20 protein-coding genes and 1 tRNA gene are annotated in these 23156 nt (G+C 44.3%); 6 read left to right on the top strand and 15 right to left on the bottom strand.

The window, feature by feature from the left end; all coding sequences use genetic code 11:
* Positions 1-93: 93 nt before the first annotated feature.
* The 5 genes from L1D15_RS15850 to L1D15_RS15830 form a co-directional block, all read right to left on the bottom strand.
* Entirely contained in the window at positions 94-1341 is a 1248-nt protein-coding gene (locus tag L1D15_RS15850) for an ABC transporter substrate-binding protein (protein WP_239876395.1), read from the bottom strand.
* A 138-nt stretch (positions 1342-1479) separates the two neighbouring features.
* On the bottom strand, positions 1480-2928 hold the full coding sequence (locus L1D15_RS15845; RefSeq protein WP_239876394.1) for an ATP-binding protein: 1449 nt from the start codon (positions 2926-2928) through the stop codon (positions 1480-1482).
* 3 nt (positions 2929-2931) lie between these two features.
* Positions 2932-3654 (bottom strand): response regulator, encoded by a 723-nt coding sequence (locus L1D15_RS15840; protein ID WP_239876393.1) that lies wholly within the window; start codon positions 3652-3654, stop codon positions 2932-2934.
* Positions 3655-4329: 675 nt separating this feature from the next.
* Positions 4330-4938 carry a DUF2913 family protein gene (locus L1D15_RS15835; protein WP_239876392.1) on the bottom strand — a complete coding sequence of 203 codons (609 nt, stop codon included), beginning with the start codon at positions 4936-4938 and terminating at the stop codon, positions 4330-4332.
* Positions 4939-5136: 198 nt separating this feature from the next.
* Positions 5137-5213, bottom strand: a tRNA-Arg gene (locus L1D15_RS15830).
* Positions 5214-5413: 200 nt separating this feature from the next.
* Between L1D15_RS15830 and folD the strand changes: the two genes are divergently transcribed.
* On the top strand, positions 5414-6277 hold the full coding sequence (gene folD / locus L1D15_RS15825) for a bifunctional methylenetetrahydrofolate dehydrogenase/methenyltetrahydrofolate cyclohydrolase FolD (protein WP_239876391.1): 864 nt from the start codon (positions 5414-5416) through the stop codon (positions 6275-6277).
* A 45-nt stretch (positions 6278-6322) separates the two neighbouring features.
* On the opposite strand, the gene recR is transcribed toward folD, so the two are convergent.
* From recR to L1D15_RS15795, 6 genes are all read right to left on the bottom strand, one after another.
* Entirely contained in the window at positions 6323-6922 is a 600-nt protein-coding gene (recR, locus tag L1D15_RS15820; protein ID WP_239876390.1) for a recombination mediator RecR, read from the bottom strand.
* Positions 6923-6938: 16 nt separating this feature from the next.
* Positions 6939-7268, bottom strand: a complete 330-nt coding sequence (locus L1D15_RS15815) for a YbaB/EbfC family nucleoid-associated protein (RefSeq protein WP_006959389.1) — start codon at positions 7266-7268, stop codon at positions 6939-6941.
* Positions 7269-7340: 72 nt separating this feature from the next.
* Positions 7341-9419, bottom strand: a complete 2079-nt coding sequence (gene dnaX, locus L1D15_RS15810; RefSeq protein ID WP_239876389.1) for a DNA polymerase III subunit gamma/tau — start codon at positions 9417-9419, stop codon at positions 7341-7343.
* 12 nt (positions 9420-9431) lie between these two features.
* A complete protein-coding gene (gene apt, locus L1D15_RS15805) occupies positions 9432-9977 on the bottom strand; it encodes an adenine phosphoribosyltransferase (RefSeq protein WP_239836847.1) in 546 nt (181 codons plus the stop codon).
* Positions 9978-10141: 164 nt separating this feature from the next.
* Positions 10142-10507 carry a YbaN family protein gene (locus tag L1D15_RS15800; RefSeq protein WP_239836913.1) on the bottom strand — a complete coding sequence of 122 codons (366 nt, stop codon included), beginning with the start codon at positions 10505-10507 and terminating at the stop codon, positions 10142-10144.
* A 345-nt stretch (positions 10508-10852) separates the two neighbouring features.
* On the bottom strand, positions 10853-11953 hold the full coding sequence (locus L1D15_RS15795) for a response regulator (RefSeq protein ID WP_239867698.1): 1101 nt from the start codon (positions 11951-11953) through the stop codon (positions 10853-10855).
* Positions 11954-12195: 242 nt separating this feature from the next.
* Here L1D15_RS15795 and L1D15_RS15790 point away from each other — a divergent pair, with 242 nt between their 5' ends.
* Positions 12196-13071: a LysR family transcriptional regulator gene (locus L1D15_RS15790; protein ID WP_239876388.1), complete on the top strand. Its 876-nt coding sequence runs from the start codon at positions 12196-12198 to the stop codon at positions 13069-13071.
* 35 nt (positions 13072-13106) lie between these two features.
* On the opposite strand, the gene L1D15_RS15785 is transcribed toward L1D15_RS15790, so the two are convergent.
* From L1D15_RS15785 to fadI, 3 genes are all read right to left on the bottom strand, one after another.
* Positions 13107-13655, bottom strand: coding sequence for an NAD(P)H nitroreductase (locus L1D15_RS15785; RefSeq protein ID WP_239836850.1), 549 nt, complete (start codon positions 13653-13655; stop codon positions 13107-13109).
* Between the two features lie 104 nt (positions 13656-13759).
* Positions 13760-15883, bottom strand: a complete 2124-nt coding sequence (gene fadJ, locus L1D15_RS15780; RefSeq protein WP_239876387.1) for a fatty acid oxidation complex subunit alpha FadJ — start codon at positions 15881-15883, stop codon at positions 13760-13762.
* On the bottom strand, positions 15883-17190 hold the full coding sequence (fadI, locus tag L1D15_RS15775) for an acetyl-CoA C-acyltransferase FadI (protein ID WP_239876386.1): 1308 nt from the start codon (positions 17188-17190) through the stop codon (positions 15883-15885). Before fadI ends, fadJ begins: the two co-directional genes overlap by 1 nt.
* Before the next feature lie 626 nt (positions 17191-17816).
* Between fadI and L1D15_RS15770 the strand changes: the two genes are divergently transcribed.
* The 4 genes from L1D15_RS15770 (at position 17817) to L1D15_RS15755 (ending at position 22317) form a co-directional block, all read left to right on the top strand.
* On the top strand, positions 17817-18392 hold the full coding sequence (locus L1D15_RS15770; RefSeq protein WP_239836853.1) for a sigma-70 family RNA polymerase sigma factor: 576 nt from the start codon (positions 17817-17819) through the stop codon (positions 18390-18392).
* Positions 18385-19113, top strand: a complete 729-nt coding sequence (locus L1D15_RS15765) for a DUF3379 domain-containing protein (RefSeq protein WP_239876385.1) — start codon at positions 18385-18387, stop codon at positions 19111-19113. Before L1D15_RS15770 ends, L1D15_RS15765 begins: the two co-directional genes overlap by 8 nt.
* 266 nt (positions 19114-19379) lie before the next feature.
* Entirely contained in the window at positions 19380-20666 is a 1287-nt protein-coding gene (locus L1D15_RS15760) for an outer membrane protein transport protein (protein ID WP_239836855.1), read from the top strand.
* Between the two features lie 316 nt (positions 20667-20982).
* Positions 20983-22317, top strand: a complete 1335-nt coding sequence (locus L1D15_RS15755) for an outer membrane protein transport protein (RefSeq protein WP_239876384.1) — start codon at positions 20983-20985, stop codon at positions 22315-22317.
* Between the two features lie 49 nt (positions 22318-22366).
* Here L1D15_RS15755 and L1D15_RS15750 read toward each other — a convergent pair whose 3' ends face one another.
* Positions 22367-23137: a VacJ family lipoprotein gene (locus L1D15_RS15750; protein WP_239836857.1), complete on the bottom strand. Its 771-nt coding sequence runs from the start codon at positions 23135-23137 to the stop codon at positions 22367-22369.
* Between the last annotated feature and the right edge of the window lie 19 nt (positions 23138-23156).

Raw genomic sequence — 23156 nt, 5'->3', positions numbered from 1 at the left:
TGACACTTTCCCTGAAAGTAAGTCTTAGAAGGAAAGGACAAGCAGGCTCCCCACAAGCCTGCCTGCCCTTGGGGGTGACAGAATAAAGCGCCTTTAGATCGCCGCTTTTACTGCTTTCGCCAGTTTCTGCGCGGCGTCTTGCGGATTGGCATCTTTGTCGTTAAAGAAGTTAGTCACAACATCAAAGATCGCACCTTGAGCGTAACTGGTTGTTGACATGCCGTGCGCCATACTTGGTACGAGATCACCGGATTTCGCCGTCGCTTTAAACTCGTCCATTGAATCCAGTGCACACTTGTCAAACTTCGACATATCCATATCCAGGCGCACTGGAATAGAACCTTTATTCAGGTTAAACACTTCTTGGAACTTAGGGTCAAGAATGGTGGCAGCCAGCGCTTTTTGCGCTTGTTGGTTACCTGATTCGCCTAGCTCAAAGAAAGCAAAACTGTCGACGTTATGAGTAAATTGACCTGCGGTACCTGGGGCTGGTACACAAACATAATCTTTACCTGCTACTTTGCCGGCTGCTGAGAATTCGCCTTTCGCCCAGTCACCCATGATTTGCATCGCTGCTTCACCATTGATCACCATAGAAGTCGCAACGTTCCAGTCACGACCCGGCGAGTTTGAGTCGATGTAATCATGCATTTTCTGGAATTTCGCGAACACTTCGACCATCTTGTCGCCAGACAGAACATCCATATCCAGCTCAACAAAGGCTTTGACGTAGTCTTCGCTGCCTAGAACATCAAGCGCAACCGCTTCAAACACGGTTGCGTCCTGCCATGGCTGACCACCATGAGCCAGCGGGATTAGACCTGCTGCTTTAATTTTGTCACCTGCGACAAAAAACTCATCCAAGGTCGTTGGGACTTTTGCGCCCGCTTTTTCAAATACCGCCGGGTTTGCCCAAAGCCAGTTCACACGGTGAACGTTGACTGGCACAGCCACAAAATCACCGTCCCACTTCATAACGTCGGTCACCATTTTTGGCACCACGCCATCCCAGTTACCTTTTTCTGCAACATCATCTAGGTTGGTTAGGAAGCCCAGACCACCCCACTCTTGGATGTCGTGACCTTTGATCTGAGCCGCTGAAGGTGGATTACCTGACACCGCGCGAGTTTTCAGTACCGTCATCGCACTTTCACCACCGCCACCAGCAACCGCAAAATCTTTCCAGCTGTGGCCTTGCTCTTCCAACATGCCTTTCAGAACAGAAATGGACTTAGCTTCGCCACCCGAAGTCCACCAGTGAAGTACTTCAACTTCACCCGCTTGAGTCATAGAGGCCGCTGATAGAAGGGATAAGGTAAGTAGGGTTTTATTCATTTTCATTATTATCTTCCATGTATTGGATTAGACACAGGGCTGACAGCGAACAAGCCCCTGTTTCATGTGTTCGAAAATGAGTGTATAGATTTGTACAGATTAGATTGAAACAAACCGTAATAAGAATGTAACACCAATGTTACATTAGACTTCAAGTGTCGGTGGGATAAAGAGTTGCGCTCTCAAACCGCCTTGTGGGCGATTGCTGATAATGAGATCTCCACCATGCCCATGCAGAATGTTACGGCAGATACCTAAGCCTAAACCATGGCCTTGGTCATCAGAAGCTAAGCGAAAATACGGCTCAAAAACGGCTTCGAGCTTATCACTTGGTATGCCCGGTCCAACATCGTCAATCGAGACGGAAATCCATTCATCCGTTACTTCAATCGACACAGTGGCACTCTCTCCATATTTAACCGCATTATCGATTAAATTGGTCAACACTCGCTTAATGGCTAAGGGCTTAGCCACCATAGGTTCCATCTCGATTGGCGTAAAGGTGACACAATCATGCCTAAAGTTCATCGGCTCGATTACCGACTGAATCATGGCATTGAGATCAATAAAGGCATTGTTCTCGTGTAAATCTGTGTCTTTCACACATTGAAGTGCCCCTTTGACCATCATCTCCAGCTCATCTAAGTCCTGATTGAATTTATGACGTTTTTTGTCGTCATCGAGTAGCTCAGCCCTTAAACGTAATCGAGTGATCGGCGTTTTGAGATCATGGGATATGGACGAAAACAGGTGCTCCCTATCGGCCACATAGCGCCTGATGCGCTGCTGCATGCGATTAAATGCTCGCGTCGCAGTGACCAGCTCACTCGCCCCTTCTTCACCTAGTGGCGGCTGATCAATATCCATACTCATTTCATTGGCCGCTTTTGCTAAACGCTTTAACGGTTTGACTTGTCGGCGCATTAACAGATAAGTCAGACCAAGCAACAAGATCGTCGAGAAGAAGATAAACAGGATCTGCTCTCGGCCAATTAAGGTGTCATCCAATGTGACATAGGGTGCGGGAAGTAACGCGGCGATGTAGACCCATTCATTGCTCTTGAGCTCGATCTGTACCACCAGAACGGGAGGGTCAATGGGTGATAGAGTTAAAGTATGATGCGCCCATGATTTTGGTAAATCACTGAGATAGATGTCATTTTTTAGTAGACGGAGATTGTGTGCATGAGAAAAGTCGACAGATATCGAAGACACTTTAGGCAGCTTGTCGTTGAGCACAGATTCCACCGCAGAAAGAGAGGCTCTTTTTAACTGTGTATCTGGAATGGGCTCAACAATCAGCTTTTCTTTATTGAATGACACAAAGAATCGTGTGCCACCCATATTACGGATCTGATCCAGCACAATATGACGATAGCGAGTCGGTAGGGATTGGAAGAAGGTCACGGTTGAGGCAAACATGTTCGCCATACTTTCTGAGGCCGATTGAATACCCGCCAGCTCTTTTTGCTTCGACTCGGTATACCATATCGCCGTGGCAATACCCTGCGCTAATATCACCGCTAATAACGCTAATCCTAGAGTACGGGTGACCAATGAATTGGGTTTTAGCCTACGTAATAGAGTGTTCATCTATCAATGTTCGATACTGACTGGTACGGCGAGGATATAGCCATTTCCGCGCATAGTTTTAATATATTGCGGGTATTTACCACTGTCACCCAAACGCTGACGCAAGCGACTCAACTGGACGTCAATACCTCGCTCAAAAGGAAGTGCCTCTCGTCCTCTGGTCGCAAAAGAGATCGTATCGCGATCTAAAACTTCATTCGGACGCGAGAGAAACAACATTAAGAGTGCAAAGTCACTGCCCGACAGATCGTGTTCTTCTTGGGTATCACTATGGGTAATTTTGTGCGCTAAGGTATCAAGTTGCCAGTCACCAAACGTAATCTGTTTCGGTAGAGAGTCTGAACCTTTTTCTTCATTGATTTGAACTCGTCGCAAGACTGCTTTGATTCGAGCGATGAGCTGACGTGGATTAAATGGCTTGGCAATGTAGTCATCGGCACCAATTTCCAGGCCAATGATCTGATCAGTTTCGTCCGACACTGCGGTCAGCATAATAATAGGTACATTCGAGTCGCGACGAATGTGTTGGCACAAAGTAAAGCCATCATCACCCGGTAGCATCACGTCAAGAAGCACCATATCAGGGTAACCTTCTTGATCAAGGTGCGCCTTTAATTCTTCGCCATCCGCCACGGCGTTGACCTGATAACCCGCTTTGGTTAGGTATTCACCCAACAGCTCCCGAATTTCTAGATCATCATCTACAACAAGTATCTTTGCGTTCATTCACTTCAATTATTACTTACGATGTCTGGCTCTAGTTTAGAGAGGAATAGGCTTAGAAGCAGATGGAAAATTTTAGATTATTTGATCACAAAACAGATTCAGATCACAACCTATTAACAAATATAAAAATAAGTTCGGAGGTGTTCGTCAGCCATTTCATCAGAAGAGCAAAGTGGTCTTAGTTCGCGATCAGTGTGCGATACAATCAAAGAAGTACCACTGGAAATATTGTGACCGAAGCAATATCAAAGAGAAGAAAATAGAATAGAAGCCGCCTTAACAAATGGTTTTGAAGTAAGCAAACACATACTTATTAAGGCTTAGCTTTCTACGTGACTTGTTAGATAAGTGCAAATACACCAACAATACCAACAAGTGAAAAAAGACAGGTACGGCTGATAACACCGAAGTTAGAAGGTTGGATCATTTCTTGATGCTGCATATATTCTCCTCGTAGTTTTTGTTACATCTTAATTACAATATGATGAATTTGAACAAAATTCTCAATACACAAGAAGATTAAATTTTTATGACAGCCAATAGAACTTGAGAAGTATTACATAACTTTTCATTTATCAAAAGCTGTAATTTATATTTTACACCCTGGAAGAAGTAGAGGGAAACACAGACAAAATCAGCGAAGCCATGTCTGTCTAATCTTAGGCTGTTAGAAGGCTACTTAAGGCTTAGGCGAATACGCAAAAAGTCTTCGTCTTCATATTCTATACGGTGCTCAAAAATAGCGGATGTATAGATAGTACGCAGCACAGAGTGCTTCTCACCACGTGAACCTCTAAAAAGCATTGAGATATCCGCAGATAGACGATTACGGGTATCAAAGTGAGCGTTAAGGTCTTGTGACAATACACACAATAAGCAACCTTTTGGGTTAAACGAGAGATCAACCTCTTCTGGGCTTGAAACCAACACTGTCGTATTGAGTTCTTTCTCTATTGTGTTTATTAACAAGAGGAAACTGTCTAAATGAGGTAATTCGTCCCCGTTTAAGGGAGAAAGCAAATTACCCAGCATCATTTCCATATCTAGCCGCTGAGAACGAGCGTGGGTAACTAGAGAACGTATTTTTTTCTTGAAAGGCTTATATTTCTTACTGTTCGCTGCTTTATTCAGCCAAGCAGAAAGAATGTCGTTAATATCAGATCTCGACTTGTGTGTCAGTACTTTCGCTGAGTGGTTGCTACGTAAGTGAAGCAACGCATGCAATGCTAGCTCAGACAAGAGAGGTTCAAACTCGGGTTTAATTTTGGTGTGAATACTGCGCATGATGTCTGAACGTAAATACCGTGTTCAAGCCTTATCAATTAGATACAACTACATAGAAGGGGCGCAATGCTACCGAAAAGCTCAGCTTATGTACAGATTGAATTCAAGCCATTTGTCACAGCTTTGCTCGCGTAACCGCATTTAATGTCTAAAACGACAAAACCCTGACAGCAACTAAGCTATCAGGGTTTCTAATAATGGCACGCCCTACAGGATTCGAACCTGTGACCACATGCTTAGAAGGCACGTGCTCTATCCAACTGAGCTAAGGGCGCGTTACAGGAAAAGGATTATACGAGTTCGAGTTCTTAAAACAAGGTCTTTTATTAACATTCTGATCTGAATGACTAAAAAAAGGTCACCGAATTTCATTTTGATTAAAAACAGCCCAAAGCAAACGTTTGCTTATAGATGTTCGTCAAATAATTTGCGACAATGCGCGCAACTAAATAGCCATTCTATTTAAAGGAACGACATGACTGCTCAAAATATTGATGGAACACTTATTTCTCAAACGGTTCGTTCGGAAGTCGCTGCACGAGTTAAAGCCCGTGTTAATGCAGGCCTCAGAGCACCAGGATTAGCAGTAGTGCTGGTTGGCGAAGATCCCGCTTCACAAGTGTATGTGGGCAGTAAACGTCGTGCATGTGAGGAAGTGGGGTTTGTTTCAAAATCTTTTGACTTATCGGCTTCCACCACAGAAGAAGAGTTACTTGCTCTAATAGATGAGCTAAACGCAGATGACGAGATTGACGGCATTCTAGTGCAGTTACCATTACCGGCAGGTATTGATACAACTCATGTACTAGAACGAATTCACCCAGAAAAAGATGTTGACGGCTTCCATCCATATAACGTTGGCCGTTTAGCACAACGTATTCCTAAACTACGCTCTTGTACCCCGAAAGGTATCATTACTCTCCTTGATCGTTACAACATCAACCTTCGCGGCAAACATGCTGTTGTTGTGGGGGCATCGAACATTGTTGGCCGCCCAATGACGCTTGAGCTTCTACTGGCCGGCTGTACGACGACAACTTGCCACAGATTCACCAAAGATCTCGAAAGCCATGTCCGTCAAGCTGATGTAGTTGTGGTAGCCGTCGGTAAACCTAACTTTATCCCAGGGAACTGGATTAAAGAAGGCGCTGTTGTGATCGATGTTGGCATCAACCGACTTGACTCAGGTAAGTTGGTTGGCGATGTGGATTATGAGAATGCCAAAGAAAGCGCAAGCTTTATTACACCGGTCCCCGGTGGTGTTGGGCCTATGACCGTCGCGAGCCTCATTGAGAATACAATGCTCGCTTGTGAGCAGTTCCATACGAAAAAGAAATAAAAGTAAGCCACTCAAATGAGTGGCTTTTTATTGGAACGATATAAATTACAGCGTTTGTCGACCAAGTAAAGAGTGTGACAGTGTCGTTCCATCAACAAGCTCTAACTCACCACCCACAGGAACGCCATGAGCAATTCGGCTTGCCTGAACCTGATGCTCTTTACACAGCTCAGCAATATAGTGGGCCGTTGCTTCACCTTCGACCGTAGGGTTTGTTGCCAAAATCACTTCAGACACATCTCCACGACGTAGACGATAATCAAGCACGTCAAGACCAATATCACTCGGGCCAATACCATCAAGAGGCGACAAGTGCCCCATTAGGACAAAATAGCGACCTGAGAACTGCCCGGTTGACTCCACCGCGGCAATATCAGCTGGGCTTTCAACCACGCATATTTGTCCATTCTCCTGACGTTTAGGATTAGTACAAATATGGCACGTTTCTTCTTCAGTGAACGTACGACATTCGTTGCAATGGCCGATTTCAGTCATCGCTTGACTCAATGCATCCGCCAGTTGTAAGCCGCCTTTTCTATCACGCTGTAACAAATGAAAGGCCATACGTTGAGCTGACTTGGGACCAACCCCAGGCAGACAACGTAAGGCCTCCATCAATTGCTCCAGCATATGACTGGTGCGCATTAACTAACCCTATCGATTAGAAAGGCATTTTCATGCCTGGTGGTAGTTGCATACCTCCAGTCACGCCAGCCATTTTTTCTTTTTGAGTTTCTTCAACACGACGAGCCGCATCGTTGAAAGCGGCTGCGATAAGATCTTCTAGCATTTCTTTGTCGTCTTCCATTAGACTCTCGTCAATTTCAACACGACGAACGCTGTGGCTACCTGTAATGGTCACTTTTACTAGACCAGCACCAGATTCACCTGTCACTTCCATATTTGCAATTTCTTCTTGAAGCTTTTGCATACGCTCTTGCATTTGCTGGGCTTGCTTCATTAGATTGCCCATACCGCCTTTACCAAACATGCTCATCTCTCTGGTTAGTTAGCTTATTTCGTTATTAAATGAGGCCGAAAATGCTGATTTTCAACCCCAGTGTTAAATTGGTCGCACGCTGTCTTTATCCAATTCAGCAGAAAAGCGCTGCGCGATAAACTGGACATGCTTGTCATTTTCAAGGCTGATAAATGCCTGTTGTAAACGTCCTTGGTAAAGCTTTTCTCTTAACTCTAACGGAGTTTCCCCCCCGTCACCTATCTCAACCGACAGGTGGCACTCTTCACCTAACACACCATTTATCGCCTCGAGCAGTTCACTTTGAGCACGCTCTGTGTTCAAGTGTGCTTGCTGAGGTCGCAGTGTTAATGAGATAGACGAACCTTGTTTTTCAAAATGAGAGTTCAAAGCCAGTTGCTCAGTCATTTTAGCCGTATCTAACTGGCTAATCAGCTTTGCCCACTCACTCTTCGCTAGGCTTTCTTCGGCTAGTTTGGTCGCCATCTCAGGCGTTTTTTCATGCTCTAACGCCTTTTTTATTTGAGTTGGTGTTAACTCGCTGCCCTGCTTTTCTACTTGAGGAAGTGATGGCTTCCACTGATAAGGTTCGTTTTTATCCCGTTCAGGTGTCGCTATCGATTGAGGGTTTGACAATGGCGACACCTGCATAGTTCCTGAATGTCGCTGAGCAACACGGTCAAGAACGGATTCAGATTTTTTTACAGGTGTCGCACTAGCCTTTTTTGGCGTATTTCCCTGAGGGTTACCTTTGCGCTGAGAACGAAGCTGATGGCGCAAGCCGCTTATAGGTGACGCTGGTTGATTTTGTGGTGTCGGTGGCGTCACCGGCTCTTCATGCATAGGAGGCGCAGAAGTGTCATACTGAGGGGGCGGCGTATTCCCCATAGATTCTGCATGATATTGCTCTGGCATGACTTCCGAAGGCGCTGGTACTTCCCTACCCTGCGGATAAGTATCAGCTGGCGTTATCGTTTCAGTTGCCTTAGCCGATGACAACTGGGGTGAATGTGCATCAGTAGGAGTACTAGCAGGCAAAGAACCCACCTCGACCGAAATATTCTTTACTTGAGGTTGAGAAGAAGGTCTGAATGCCATCATTCGTAGTACGACCATTTCTAAGCCGATACGCTCGGAGGGTGCTAAAGGCAAATCTTGCCGACCTTTTAAGGCCATTTGATAATACAGTTGCACGTCCTGCGGTGTTAATTTTTGGCTTAAAAGCTCTATTTTTTCCGAATCAGGCTGAGCCTTATCCAGCGTTGCGGGCAGAGCTTGATACATTGCCATTCGATGTAGTTGGGTGGCCAACTGCTGGAGAAGCCCATCCCATTCAACACCATTTCGCGCTAGAGCTGATAAGCAATCCATCGCGACTTGAGGTTGCTTAGAACTGATAGCCTCAAGCAAATGTAATGCTTGGTCAGTATCCAGCGTGCCCAACATATGAGCAACACTATCCGTTATAACTTGACCATTGCCTAACGCTATCGCCTGATCACTTAAACTTAACGCATCACGCATACTGCCGTCTGCAGCATGCGCGATCATACCTAAAGCTCTAGGCTCAAACGAGACTTGTTCCTGTTTTAGGATATGCTCCAGTTGCTCATGGATATCATCAACACTGATAGGCTTAAGATGAAACTGCAGACAACGAGAAAGAATCGTGACTGGCAGCTTCTGTGGATCCGTCGTGGCCAGAAGGAATTTCACATACTCAGGCGGCTCTTCCAGTGTTTTCAGCAAAGCATTAAAACTGTGGCGCGAGAGCATGTGGACTTCATCGATTAGGTAAACTTTAAAGCGCCCACGTGCAGGTTTGTACTGCACGTTATCGAGTAATTCACGAGTATCTTCTACCTTAGTTCTGGACGCAGCATCGATTTCGAGCAAGTCAACAAATCGACCTTCGTCAATCTCTTTACAGGTACCACAGGTGCCACAAGGGGTGGAGGTAATACCCGTTTCGCAGTTTAGCCCTTTGGCAAACAATCGACCTATCGTTGTTTTACCAACACCTCGAGTACCGCTAAACAAGTAGGCATGATGAAGGCGGTTTTGGGCTAAAGCGTTTTCTAACGCCGTCAAAACGTGGCTTTGCCCTACTACTTCACTAAATTTTGTAGGGCGCCACTTTCGAGCTAAAGCAAGATAACTCATGAATATATCCGATTAATGACCGTCAAATTCGCAAATGCTGTACACATTAAGACCTAAGCCTTCAAGGCGCTTATCACCGCCAATTTCAGGCAGGTTAATAACAAAAGCCGCATGTTCTACCACACCACCTAACTGGCGGATTAACTTAGTCGTTGCTTCGATTGTCCCACCTGTCGCCAACAGATCGTCGACAACGAGTACTTTATCCCCTTCTGAAATCGCATCTGTATGGATTTCTAATACGTCTGTACCGTACTCAAGCTCATACGACTGAGCCATCGTCTCACGTGGTAATTTACCCGGCTTGCGAACAGGAACAAAACCCAGTCCTAATTCTAAAGCTAAAGGGGCGCCAAACAGAAAGCCACGTGCTTCGGTACCCACAATTTTGGTGAACCCCATGTCCTTATACTTCTCAACCAAAAGCTGAATCGTTGCTTTATAGGCAGATGCATCTTCCATCAAACTCGTCACATCACGAAATAGGATGCCTGGTTTCGGATAATCAGGGATGCTCTTAATACTAGATTTGATCTGTGAAATTGTTTCAGTTGTCATAACTCATTTCTTAGATTGGCTAAGCTTGTTCCTTGTCATGTAATTGTATGGCAAGCGATAGCAGGGACTCTTTGCACATCAGGTCATTAAACAGCTGACTAAAATTTTCTGTGCCTAGAATTACAAACGCCCACTCGGAATAGCGGGCACACTTCACTGCAATCTTAGTGATTTTCTTGCTTGTCAGCAAGGCACTCAATCACAGGCAAACGAATAAACCAGGTCAATAGAAGAATCAACATAACCACCAGCATGATCTTTAACCAAAAATGTGGCACAACCCAAATTGAAAAAACAAAACTTGCCACCATGCAGAGCGCTCCACGTGTTTTTACCTTGCTGGTCACAGCGCCATGTTGATGCCAGTTATCTAATATGGGGCCAAATGTTTTGTGCTCATGCAACCAACGATGAAAAGCAGGACTACTACGCATAAAGCATGCGCTCGCGAGAAGAATAAAAGGGGTCGTAGGGAGAAGAGGAAGGAATATGCCTAGGAAGCCTAGGCATAAGCTCAAGCCACCAACAATATTTAAGCCAAATCTTTGAATACTGATGGGAAGCTCCGATGAATTCAGTTAGAAGCCCGCATATCCGTTGACTACTCGAATCCAAGTTAGAGTCGCAGGTAGTGTTGGAATCAATAGAGCTGCAATAAAACCTAAAAAGTAAAAAATATTATAAGGTTCTTTGAAATCTTTGTCTGCCATGGGATTACTTCTCAAATGTAAATGACGATTTTACGACCACTAGTTACACTTTCGTTAAAACAATGGGTCATTTTTGTTTTGGCGGACTATACATCAATCTCTGGGTCTTAAACACCGAACAAAAAAAGGGTTATTTCGACATTACACTCAATAGTCGGATAGCGCTTACGCGCTACCGCCACGGAAAATATCTAAACTAAAGCTACTTGAGCCTAGGCAACTCAACGTTAGCTGGCAGGCAGACTGTATAGGCAAATCAGTCGTAATAAAGTTTTTCACACAACTATCACCTAATTTAACGCCAGCCGGAATGTGTTGAGAAAAGTACCCATTCGACCATTGGGCATCCAAACCAGCGGGTAAAATAGACAGCGTGCCTTCCGATACATCAGCAATGCCAAAGAGCGCTTTAACGGGGCTTGCACACTCTGAACAGGCTAACCCTTTCTCTAAAAGGTCGGCAATGTCTTTGAGATCCGCATTAAAACATTTTAGATTTCGCAAATAATCATGAAAGAGAGCACGCACTAGCAAGGTCGTTGCCGCACCGTGTCGACCTTCGCTGGCCGAATCAACAAGGTAAAAAGCAAACTGACCGTTCATTAACCACGCATAATCAAACACCAGAGGCATAACATCAGTTGATTGCAACAGGCGATAACTGCATTTCCAGTCGCCTTGAGAAGTATCTTTTTCTGGCAACAAGGCGTGCAGAAGGTCTTTGGCAGCAATAGGGTTATCCTGAAGATATTCTAAATGCCAATGCAGCTCTTGTTCTTCAGGCATGTCACCACTGTCGACGCGAAACCACTGGCTAGCAAAATCACGCTGATCACACAAATGGTTATCAGAGTCATCCAATGTATTTTCAATCGCGCCAGCGAGGTGCTGATGATTAGAAATGGGCTTGGGTAAGAAATCCTTAATACCAAAGCGTAATGCCTTTGCCACATCGGACATTTCATCCGTTGCAGACACGACAATCAAAGGAAGCGATGGGTATTCCAAACTCACTTCTTCAACAAATTCGATACCATCCAATACTGGCATGGAGAGATCACACAGAATTAAATCCGGTTCAGCATCCCTAAGTTTTTTTAGGCCTTCTAAGCCATTTTCAGCTTCTACGACTAGGTAACCTTGAGCTTTCAAAAAACCACAAGTGATATTACGAAACACTGGGTCATCGTCTACTAACATGATCAGTTTTTGGCTAGCAGCCAGCTGAGCTGAGGGCGTTGTCGCCACTTCATATGTTTTATGCATAAACCTTCGCCTCACACAACTTAAAACGTACAACGGCTGTTATTATTGTTTTTATAAATTGTTTCAAACGTTCATTTAAAAGTAGTCGCGAAAGTATATTTATACAAATCTTCCACTTTTCGCTTTAGTTGCATACTATATGTACGCAATATCACAGATCGTCAAACTTGTTGATGTGACTCAACCTTTGACATCTGATATAGATATAAATTACTCAAATTCGTAAAAATGTGTCGGACATAATGAAATTAGACGATCTCAACCTTTTTAGGCTAGTTGTTGAAAATGGGAGTTACACTGCGACATCTCGTAAGACGATGATTCCCGTTGCGACAATTACTCGACGCATACAGGCGTTAGAAGAGGCACTCAACCTTAGGTTACTCAACCGCCACGCTCGTAAGCTTTCTCTTACTGAAGCAGGCGAACGTTTCTACAACGAATGCTCTCCTCTACTCAACCGACTTACTATAGCCGCCGAAGAAATCACCGACGAATGCCGTGGTGCAGCAGGTAAAATTCGTATTTCTGCGCCTTCTAATCTCACCAAACGAATGATGATGCCGATGTTCAACGAGTTCATGACGCATTACCCAGATATCAATATTGAACTCACCACCAGTAATCATGCAGATCAACTCGATCCGACAGAGTGGGATGTCATATTTCGTGTCGGACCACAACGAGATTCGAGCCTCATTGCACGTAAAATAAGCTCGGTAGAAGACATCTTAGTGGCCAGCCCTAGTTACTTAAAAAACAACCCTGCCCCTAAGCACGCAGAAGACTTACATAGCCACTCACTTTTAAAAGGCTCACCTCTCCTGAAATGGCAACTTACCAACGCCAGCGGCGAAGCGGTTGTCAATAACGATAAAGGACGTTTTCAAGCCAACACGTTAGATGTTGTTCGTAGCGCCTGTTCTGATGGGTTAGGTATCACGCTGATGCCAGATGTTATGCTCAGAGAATACATTGAAGATGGTAGCTTAACTCGAGTGCTTGAAGAATGGAGTGCCAACCCAAGAGACATTTACATGTTGTACAACCACAAAGATCACCTCCCAGAAAAAGTCCGTTTGTTTATTGACTTTGTGATCGCTTACAACATTCATTAATGAGAAAAGAGCTTGGGCAACCCAAGCTCTTCCTTTTACAAATACTCAACGAACTTACTCAATTCCCGTTCTGGCACCTTCATTGGTGTACAAGTCGGTGTGCCCAAGTAAAGGAAACCAACGATTTCATCGTCACCTTGTAATCCAAACGCATCATGAACCACTTGGTGGAACATCCACTTACCTGAACGCCAAAAACCTTGGAACCCTTGTGCAACAGCTGCCATTTGCATCGCTTGTACGGCACAGCCTGCTGACAAATACTGCTCTAAAGCCGGCACTTTGTCATGTTCTGTTACCTTAGCGATGACTGTAATAACCATAGGTGCTCTAAAAGGCGCATTCTTCAGTTTTTCAATCACCGTCTCGTCGCTATTTTCGGCTTGAGCTGCAGAAACCAGAATGTCCGACAGCTTGTTCAATCCCTCACCTTGAGAAATGACAAAACGCCAAGGTGTTAGGCCTGCATGATCTGGGGCTCGTAATCCTGCACGGATAATATTCTCAAGTACCTTTCCTTCAGGTGCCGGATCAGATAGCTTGGCTATTGAACGTCGGTTGAGCAACAAATCTAAAGCATCCATTTGAATTCCTTACTGAGTTTTTATAATTGCTTTAACGTGATCATAACCTCAGGCAACAAAAAAGGCGAACCTTACGGCTCGCCTGATTGTCATCTTATCGTGTATTACTCGTAGAACGACTTCTCTAACCCTGCTCGGGTCAACAAACCGTCACATGGAGCGAAGCGATCACCATATTTCTGTGCGTGATCGTTCATCATTTCAACCAGTTTCTTCACGCCAATCTGATCCATGTAGCGGAAAGGACCACCAAGGAAAGGAGGGAAGCCAATGCCAAAAATTGCACCAATATCACCATCTCGAGGGCTACGAATAATACCTTCATCTAGACAACGAACCGCTTCGTTGAGCATTGGTAACACACAGCGCATCGCGATGTCTTTCTCTGTCATCTTAGACTCTGGTGATAAGCTCAATAGCTTATACACTGACTTGTCGACTTCCTTCTTCTTACCTTTATAGGTATAGAAACCTTTACCTGTTTTACGGCCTTTTCGGTTATCGTTGAGCAAAGTATCGAATACGTCAGGGCCTTGGAAACGTTCGCCTAATTCTTCAACCAGAATCGGCATGATCTTAGCACCTATATCCACACCTACTTCATCAAGCAAAGTGATTGGGCCAACTGGGAAACCAAAATTCAACAAGGCAGAATCCAGTTGCTCAATTGGTTCGCCGGCCATCAGAACATGAGCTGCCTCATTCATGTACGGGGCAAGAATTCGGTTAACGTAAAAGCCAGCGCAATCTTTGACAACAATCGGTGTCTTGCCTTGCTTACGCGCAAACTCGACAACCGTAGAAACAGTCTCGTCAGATGTTGTTTCATGTGGGATGACTTCCACTAACGGCATCTTTTCTACTGGGCTAAAGTAGTGCAAGCCAACAATATTCTCTGGTCGCTGTGCCTTCTCTGCAATTTGGTGGATAGGCAGAGATGACGTATTAGTCGCGAAGATAGTGCTCTCTTTCGCATTCTCTTCCACATCAGCAACCATTTGCTGCTTCAGGTTCAAATCTTCAAATACGGCTTCTACGACAACATCCGCGTGATTGAAGCTAGTGAAATCTGTACCACCTGACATTTGAAGCATTTTGGACTGCAGTTGTGCTTTAGAAATAATGCGACGCTTACGCTGCTTATCAAACAACTTATAGTTGTACTTCAATGCGTTAAGAACACCATCGTTAGAGACATCTTTAATACGCACTGGAACTTTCGCTTTCGAGACGCTCACATGGCTAATACCAGCCCCCATTAACCCACCACCTAAAACAGCAGCACGTTCAACGGTTTTTGGTTGGGCATCACTGCCATTCTCTTTCTTCATCTCTGTCGTGGCAAAGAAAATAGAACGAAGAGCTTTTGACTCCGAAGTCATTACCAGCTCACCAAAGCGTTGCGCTTCTTTTTGCTGACCTTTATCAAACCCTTTCTCTAAGCCATAGCGAATGACTTCAAGAATCGCCTCCGCTGCTGGGTAATTACCACGAGTCTTTTCATTGGTTTTCTTAGATGCTTGTTCAAAAATGACCTTTCGACCAAGACCCGTATTTGCAATCAATTTTTCTTTGGTTGAAACCTTACGCTTAGCTTTAGACTTGCCTGAATTCTTTTCAACGAAGCTTTTCGCAACTTCAAGAAGAATGGTTTCCGGCACGACAGCATCAACGACACCAAGCTTCTTGGCTTTTTTAGCGCGTAACTGCTTTCCTGTAAGAATCATATCCAGAGATGGCAACAATCCGATAAGACGTGGCAGTCGCTGTGTACCACCAGAACCAGGAAGAAGACCAAGTTGCACTTCTGGCAAGCCTAAACGGGTTTTATCTGAATTTGTACAAACACGGTAATCACATGCAAGTGCTAGTTCTAATCCACCACCAAGACATGGGCCATGAATAGCCGCAACCACAGGGTATGGGAGATCTGACAACTGCTGGAACATTTTCTGCCCTTGCTCAGCTAACGCTTGCGCTTCTGCAGCACTACCACATGCATCCAACATGCGAACATCAGCTCCCGCGATAAAGTTGTCTGGTTTAAGAGAGTGGACAATCAAACCTTTTACAGAGGACTTTTTCTCTTTTAACTGAGTGAAAATATCTTCCATTTCCTGAGAAAACGCCGCTTGCAAGGTATTCATTTTCTCGCCTGGTACATCAATCGATAACCATGCGATACCTTGTTCGTCAATCTTTAGCTCAAATGCTTTTTGCTCACTCATTACTCCACCTCCAATACCATAGCTGCACCAAGACCACCTGCCGCACAGGCTGTATTCAACGCCAGACCACCGCCTCGACGCTGAAGCTCACGTAATGTCTGAGTGATCATACGTGCACCAGTCGCTGCAAACGGGTGACCGTAGGCAATGGAGCCACCAAGTACATTGAACTTGTCCATATCGATTTCGCCGATTGCTTTAGAGCGACCCAACTGCTCTTGAGCAAACTTTTTGGAGGCAAACATTTTCACATTGGACAAAGTTTGCGCTGCAAACGCTTCATGCATATCGATCAGAGTAAGATCTGACAGCTCAATACCAGCTCTATCAAGAGCCATTGGCGTAGAATAAGAAGGCCCCATCAGCATATCGCTTTCAACGCCAATAGCAGAGAATGCATAAGAGCGGATATAGCCCATGATATCTAACCCAAGCTCTTTGGCTTTGCCTTCACGCATCAACATGATCGCTGCGGCACCATCAGTAAGAGGCGTACTGTTTGCCGCCGTCACACTACCATACTGACGATCAAATGCAGGGCGTAGTTTAGCGTAGCCCTCTAAGGTAGAGTCATGGCGGATGTTGTTATCTTGTGAGATCCACTTCTTATATGGTTCGGGAAAAGCGGTCATCACCTCGCCTTCGATCTTTCCATCATTCCATGCTTGTGCAGCGAGAGTATGAGAGCGATGTGCTAACGCATCCTGTTCCAGACGCGTAATAGAGTGTGACTTCGCCATCTGCTCTGCCGTCTGTCCCATAGAAAGACCAGTAGAATATTCAGCGACTGCCGGAGGGACTGGCATCAAGTCTTTAAAAGACAAGTTCTTGAGGATCTTGAGCTTTTGGCCCATGGTTTTCGTTTTGCTTAGCGCCAGTAGATTAGCCGCTAACTTTTTAGATACACCAATTGGCAAAACAGAAGAAGAATCAGCGCCACCCGCGATTCCGACATCAATCGTGCCCGACATAATACTTTCAGCAACGTTGACCGCTGACTGAAAACTCGTCGCACAAGCTCGGGTCACGCTGTAAGCGTCTGTGTGAATGTTCATTCCGGTGCCCAAAACAATTTCACGAGCGATGTTCGGAGCTTCCGGCATTTGCACGACCTGACCAAAAACAACCTGATCGATAAGCTTAGGATCGATCTCAGTTCGTGCCATCATTTCGCTCACTACCATTTTACCCAGATCAACTGCTGGCACTTGACTGAACTCAGTACTTTGACGTGCAAATGGTGTACGCAAACCCGCGACAACCGCGACGCGCTCTCCAGAACGCGTTTTCACTTCCTGTTTGCCCATTGTTTCTCCTTTAAAGAATAAGAGGTCTGACCAGAAACATTGTAATCAGAATGTTAACACAATCAAACAACCGTTTAAATAAACGTGATTTAGGATGGAAAAGCACTTTACTTGATAGGAATGAACTAAAACTGAACGAAGTAGTTATTGATAGGGTAAATAGCTGACCAGAAAGGATTAGCTTACCCAATCTGTTAGCTTAAGATACTATCAACTATAGTTACAACAACGAAGAATACTAGGCAAAAAAAAACCACACAGAATTGTGTGGTCGGAATATATAAAACAATTAACTTACGCCAATTGAAAATAATCAGTTTCCTGATTAGGAGAAAGTAAAGTCAGCCTTCAAAAGGAAGTGTCATCTTGCTCAACTTGTTAGTCATAAGACCAACTAGATGACAAGGAGTACTATAACCTTTGAAATTCATTAGATTTTGAAATAGATCAAGTTTAGGTGGATTTATCTCTCTTATTGAGTTTTATAAAATCTATTGGCTAGGTTTCACTCTTTCCGTAGCAATGAGAACATTCACTGCTATACAAAGTTGGACATTCCCGTTTGATTCAGGCCTCGTGCAACAGCCTCTATCTACAGGCGTTTAACCACAAACCACAGAGCAAATTTGGAGGCTCATGTGTCAGTCATCAATTTTTTTGGGAAGAAAAAGTCCAGCAGTCCGGTCAACTCGGATATGGACAGACAAAGAAAATACGAAGCGCTTGTCAGAGCGTACCATAGGGACCTGTACCGTTATGCTTACTGGTTATGTAAAGATCAATCAGTCGCAGAAGATTTAGTACAAGAAACCTGCTTACGAGCTTGGAAGTCTTTAGATAGCTTACAAGATGAAAAAGCCGCAAAGTCTTGGCTCATTACCATATTGAGACGAGAAAACGCCCGACGCTTCGAAAGAAAACAGTTTGATTTGGTCGACATTGATGACCACGGTAATGATGCAAAGGTCAGTGATGACCCACATCATCAGTCGGAATGGGTCCAAGCGCAGATCATGAAACTAGAAGATGAATATCGCGAACCACTTTTCCTACAAGTCGTCGGTGGCTTCAGTGGAGAAGAGATAGGTGAAATATTAGGCCTGAATAAGAACACGGTAATGACTCGTCTGTTCAGAGCAAGAAATCAACTGAAAGACATGCTGGATACAGCAAACAGTCATAGAGGGCAGCAAAATGGATGAATTAGAATTTCGTCGTCGCATCATGTCCGATCCTAAAGACCGAGACAGTGATATTTTAGAGGCTATTAAGTCGAATGACGCCAATGGCAAATTCGCCGATGATATTCTTGATCTTGACGCTCAAATCGCCAAAGCGATGAATGTCAATGTGCCTGAGGATTTAGCCGATCGAATATTGTTCAATCAAACATCAAGCGCCGAATCAAATATCGTTAGACCAAGTTTTGTTAGACGAAGCATGGCTATGGCCGCATCGATTGCTTTTGTCTTTGGTTTACTTATCGGGCAGGTAAACTGGGGCAACATCGTAGTATCACCAGCACAAGCCAGCCTGGCGGATACTGCCATCAAACACGTCATTGATGAAAAGCCATTTGTTGAACACTTGGATGAAAACGTCGCTTCATCGCAGATCAACGCCAAGATGATGCCGTTTGATCATCAGCTCGGTGAAAACTTCCCTTATCACGTTTACTACCTCAATCATTGTGGTTTTGGTCCGTCAAATGCACTTCACATGGTTTTCAGAGGTGAAAAAGGCAAAGTCACCCTGTTTTTTACAGGTATATCTTCTGACAAAACTGTCGACTTCGAGAAAGAGGGGATGGCGGGTGTTGTAGAACCTGTCGGTCAGACCAGTTTAATCTTAGTCGGAGAAGAAGGTGAAGATGTGGCTAAAATCGCCGAAAACCTGATGACTATCATCAAACCTATGAGTTAACCAAATATTAACATTTTGTGACTTACTTCATGGCTTGAGCATACCGTTCAAGCCATTTTTTTAGCATAAAATTAGAGCTCAAGCTCTAAAAAGAAGTTTTTTTCAGCATATTCCTGCCAGATAGACATCATTTCCATAATTTTATCATCCAATTAGGCAATGGTCGGATTTCTATCTTTTATACTTGAGTCTAGTATCAGCCACCACTGAGCTTTTGCTCGAGTATAACGTCCGGTAGAGACGAACAGAAAAAGGAAAAAGCAAAAATGAACAAGACGCGTCTGTTTAAAAAATCACTTCTAGCAGTGACCATTGCCACAACCACAATGGCTTCGCAGCAAGCTCTCGCTGCAGGTTTTCAACTTAACTCTCAATCAGCGACTGGTTTAGGACGAGCCTTTGCCGGTGATGCCGTTATTGCTGATAATGCTTCAGCAATGGCACGTAATGCCGCTGCGATGGCTCTTTTTGATCGTACTGAAATGTCACTCGGCTTCAACATCATTGACTCAGAAGTAGATGTTAAAGACGTTAGCCATTCATTTACTGGCGATCAAAACCTAAATACTACAAATGACGCTACTTCTTTCGTCCCTAATCTCTATGTATTGCATCCAGTAAACGACAAAATTGCCGTTGGCGTAGGCTTATACTCTAACTACGCAACTACTAATGAATTCGACAGCAATTGGGGCCAGGGTACAGGCACCATAATCACTTCCCCATCTGTTGTTACTGTTCCAGGTGCTGATGCTTTTGGTGGAACTACTAACCTAAGTTCATTGAACCTACTTCTTGCTGCCTCATACAGAATAAACGATCAATGGAGCATCGGTGGTGGCCTTGACGTAATTTACGGCCAAGGGGAGCTAAAACGCAATACAAACTTCGACGGCACCGTTGAACAACAATTGCTTGATGTTGATGTTGATGGTATTGGAGTAGGTTTCAACCTAGGCACTGTATTCGAACTCAACGAAAACAACCGTTTTGGTCTGAGCTACCATTACAGTCCAGAAATCGAAGCTGGTGGTACAGCTAAACAATACAACTCAACAACCAAACAACTAGAAGACATTGGCAAAGTAAAAATTGCCCTACCATCACGAGCTGAATTCTCAGGTTACCACCGTATAGAAGATACTAAGTTCGCAGTTCACTACAGCATCCAGTACATTAGCTGGGATGACTTCGAAGAATTGGGCTCTACTAGTGGCACGCAGATTAAAGAATATAAGTGGCAAGACACTTTCCACTACTCAATTGGTGGTACTTACTACATTAACCAAAATTGGGAAGCTCGTGTCGGCTACATGTTTGATGAAGGTGTACAGGATGAGCTAACATCAGTCTCTGTACCAGACTCTGACCGTCAGTGGTTCTCCGCGGGTGCAACATATCATCTAAACCAAGATCAAGCTATCGATGTTGGCTTTACATATCTAACAAGTAAAGAGAAACAAGTTAACGACCAACTTAACTCTGTAACTTTAGATGCCAAAACACAAGCAACAGCTATGCTATTTGGTGTGCAGTACACTCACAAGTTTTAATTTATAGCAGCTTATAGCTTTAAGGGGTCAGCTTATGCTGACCCTTTTCTTTTTCAGCAAACCTGAATTCCTATCCAAGGTGTTGTTTTTCTTTCCTTTCAGCTTACGCCTGTACTCATAAATCACATTTTCACACCACACGTGTACGCTCAAACACAAAAACAAGTCATTAACATTTAGAATTTTAATGATGTAAATTTGGGTTTGTTGAAATTTTATATTAAATATAAGATTTACACTGTTTTTAATTTTTAAAGCAATAGCTCTAAAACTATTATCGCTGGACGAATTTATAAATCATCCAGCGAACATTAAAATGAAAACAAGCAAAACTCTTCTATCTCTTGCAGTGGCAGGTGGCCTTCTTTCAGCATCGGCATCCGTAAATGCAGCGGGTTTCCAGCTCGCTGAGTATTCAGCAACAGGTTTAGGCCGAGCATACGCAGGTGAAGCCGCTATAGCTGACAATGCCAGTGCGCAGTGGCGTAACCCTGCAATGTTGACCTACCTTGAGGGTACTCAAGTTTCTGTCGGCGCTATCTATGTAAACCCTAATGTTGATGTTAGTGGTAACGTGGACGGTTCCCAGTCATCAAATCCGACCCTTCCTACATCAAATGCCTCTTCTAATGATTTCGCGAATGACGCCGTTATTCCTAACTTTTATCTCTCCCATAAATACTCTGAGAAAGTCGCTGTCGGCTTTGCCATGAGTACTAACTACGGCATGGAAACCAACCTAGGTGATGACTTTGCAGCTGCACACTTTGGTAATGAAGCCAGCGTCACAACAATGGAAGCCAACCTAAATGCAGCTTACAAGCTTAATGAAAAATTTAGCTTTGGTGGTGGTATACGTTACGTGATGGGCGAAGGTAGCTTTGGCGCAAAAACGCCGGAAAACAACGTCATTGGTGTAGTAGGTACGACTCCAATTTCCGCTTCCAAGGGAACCACTTTAAAATACATGGAAGGTGATGATACAGCTTGGGGCTGGCAAGTCGGCACAGCTTGGCAAATTAATGAAGAGCATAGAGTTGGTTTTACTTACAAATCTGAAATTGATCTAAAGCTTGAGGGCTACGCAACGGGTATTGGTTTTGATTCATCCCTTAGTAATGGTAACCGCGACAACGGCTCTATGGATCTCGCCCTACCTGCAACGGCAGAACTAGCAAGCTTCCATCAGTTAACGGAAAAACTAGCCATCCATGCTAGCTTAAACTGGACGGATTGGAGCAGCTTCGAGAAACTTGAAGCACAGCTTGATACCTATGGTACTAAAATGGTTAAGGTTGAAAATTGGGAAGACAACTACCGCTTTGCTATTGGTGTAACCTATCAGCTTGATCAAAAACTGGCTCTTCGTACAGGTATTGCTTACGACACCTCAGCGGTGAGTGATAAGAACCGCACAATTACTATTCCAGAAACCGAACGTACATGGTTAAGCTTGGGTGCAAGCTATGAGTTTACAAAACAATTCACCCTAGATGGTGGACTAACATATATTCTTGCGAAAGATGCGCCGATCACCGAATCACGTGGTTATGCATCAGATGAAGCAGCTGAATTAGTCGGTGGGCAATTTGTTGGTGAAGCCAGTGGTAATATCTGGCTAGTTGGTGTTCAGGCGAATTACAAGTTCTAAATAAACTATCCAGTAAAGAAAAGGCTTGGTCACTGACCAAGCCTTTCTACTAGAAATCATCATCTAAGTACTCATCTAGGTAAGCTTCTTCTTCTGCATCGTAATCGTCTTCAGGTTCGATTTCCGCATTGAAGTCTTGCCTTTGGAGATAGGCACCACGTGTTAATGCATAAGGGTCCGGTGAATCTTCTAGCATCGCTTCTTGAGACACCAATGCCGCGCGCGTCTCCATGCCTTCTAGCGCCCACTTCCCTAAGCCAGCCCAAAAGTTGAGTAATGAAAGGGGAACATACAAACCATCGACAATATCCGTGGACTCACGTACGGTCCAAGGGCCATACCCAGGCACCATCACATACGGGCCGTTACCTACCCCATAGTGGCCTACCGCATCACTGAACGCTTTATCATTATGATCGGTAATTCCAGCTTCGGAAGCAATGTCGATAAGGCCGAGTAAGCCAAAAGTACTGTTGATCCAAAAACGGTTAAAGTGATCGAGAGCTTTCTCCCCATTCCCCATCACTAGGTTATTAATCATGCTTGCTGGTTCATCCAAATTACCAAGAAAGTTTGACACACCATGGCGAAGTGGATCAGGAACATAATTCACATAAGCTAAGGAAACAGGGCGGACGAAGTAAGGATCTAAATAATCGTAATTGAGCGACCACATTGTTCGGTTAAATCCTTCGAACGGATCATTCACTTCTGATTCGACTGACGTTGAGTTTGCATTTTCCTGAGGTGACCCTGCACAGCCAAAAAGAAATATTGACGTGCAAGCAACAACCCATATATGAGACTTGAGGCTCTTCATTATTATAATTTCCATAAAA

Origin of the sequence: Vibrio sp. Isolate25 (genome assembly GCF_022398025.1) — a bacterium.
GTDB lineage: Bacteria > Pseudomonadota > Gammaproteobacteria > Enterobacterales > Vibrionaceae > Vibrio > Vibrio coralliilyticus_A.
This window is presented reverse-complemented; position numbering and strand designations above follow the sequence as displayed.

Excerpts from the sequence above, each read along its gene's own strand:
- L1D15_RS15850 (WP_239876395.1), bottom strand. The coding sequence starts at position 1,341 with ATGAAAATGAATAAAACCCTACTTACCTTATCCCTTCTATCAGCGGCC.
- L1D15_RS15845 (WP_239876394.1), bottom strand. The coding sequence starts at position 2,928 with ATGAACACTCTATTACGTAGGCTAAAACCCAATTCATTGGTCACCCGT.
- L1D15_RS15840 (WP_239876393.1), bottom strand. The coding sequence starts at position 3,654 with ATGAACGCAAAGATACTTGTTGTAGATGATGATCTAGAAATTCGGGAG.
- L1D15_RS15835 (WP_239876392.1), bottom strand. The coding sequence starts at position 4,938 with ATGCGCAGTATTCACACCAAAATTAAACCCGAGTTTGAACCTCTCTTG.
- folD (WP_239876391.1), top strand. The coding sequence starts at position 5,414 with ATGACTGCTCAAAATATTGATGGAACACTTATTTCTCAAACGGTTCGT.
- recR (WP_239876390.1), bottom strand. The coding sequence starts at position 6,922 with ATGCGCACCAGTCATATGCTGGAGCAATTGATGGAGGCCTTACGTTGT.
- L1D15_RS15815 (WP_006959389.1), bottom strand. The coding sequence starts at position 7,268 with ATGTTTGGTAAAGGCGGTATGGGCAATCTAATGAAGCAAGCCCAGCAA.
- dnaX (WP_239876389.1), bottom strand. The coding sequence starts at position 9,419 with ATGAGTTATCTTGCTTTAGCTCGAAAGTGGCGCCCTACAAAATTTAGT.
- apt (WP_239836847.1), bottom strand. The coding sequence starts at position 9,977 with ATGACAACTGAAACAATTTCACAGATCAAATCTAGTATTAAGAGCATC.
- L1D15_RS15795 (WP_239867698.1), bottom strand. The coding sequence starts at position 11,953 with ATGCATAAAACATATGAAGTGGCGACAACGCCCTCAGCTCAGCTGGCT.
- L1D15_RS15790 (WP_239876388.1), top strand. The coding sequence starts at position 12,196 with ATGAAATTAGACGATCTCAACCTTTTTAGGCTAGTTGTTGAAAATGGG.
- L1D15_RS15785 (WP_239836850.1), bottom strand. The coding sequence starts at position 13,655 with ATGGATGCTTTAGATTTGTTGCTCAACCGACGTTCAATAGCCAAGCTA.
- fadJ (WP_239876387.1), bottom strand. The coding sequence starts at position 15,883 with ATGAGTGAGCAAAAAGCATTTGAGCTAAAGATTGACGAACAAGGTATC.
- fadI (WP_239876386.1), bottom strand. The coding sequence starts at position 17,190 with ATGGGCAAACAGGAAGTGAAAACGCGTTCTGGAGAGCGCGTCGCGGTT.
- L1D15_RS15765 (WP_239876385.1), top strand. The coding sequence starts at position 18,385 with ATGGATGAATTAGAATTTCGTCGTCGCATCATGTCCGATCCTAAAGAC.
- L1D15_RS15760 (WP_239836855.1), top strand. The coding sequence starts at position 19,380 with ATGAACAAGACGCGTCTGTTTAAAAAATCACTTCTAGCAGTGACCATT.
- L1D15_RS15755 (WP_239876384.1), top strand. The coding sequence starts at position 20,983 with ATGAAAACAAGCAAAACTCTTCTATCTCTTGCAGTGGCAGGTGGCCTT.
- L1D15_RS15750 (WP_239836857.1), bottom strand. The coding sequence starts at position 23,137 with ATGAAGAGCCTCAAGTCTCATATATGGGTTGTTGCTTGCACGTCAATA.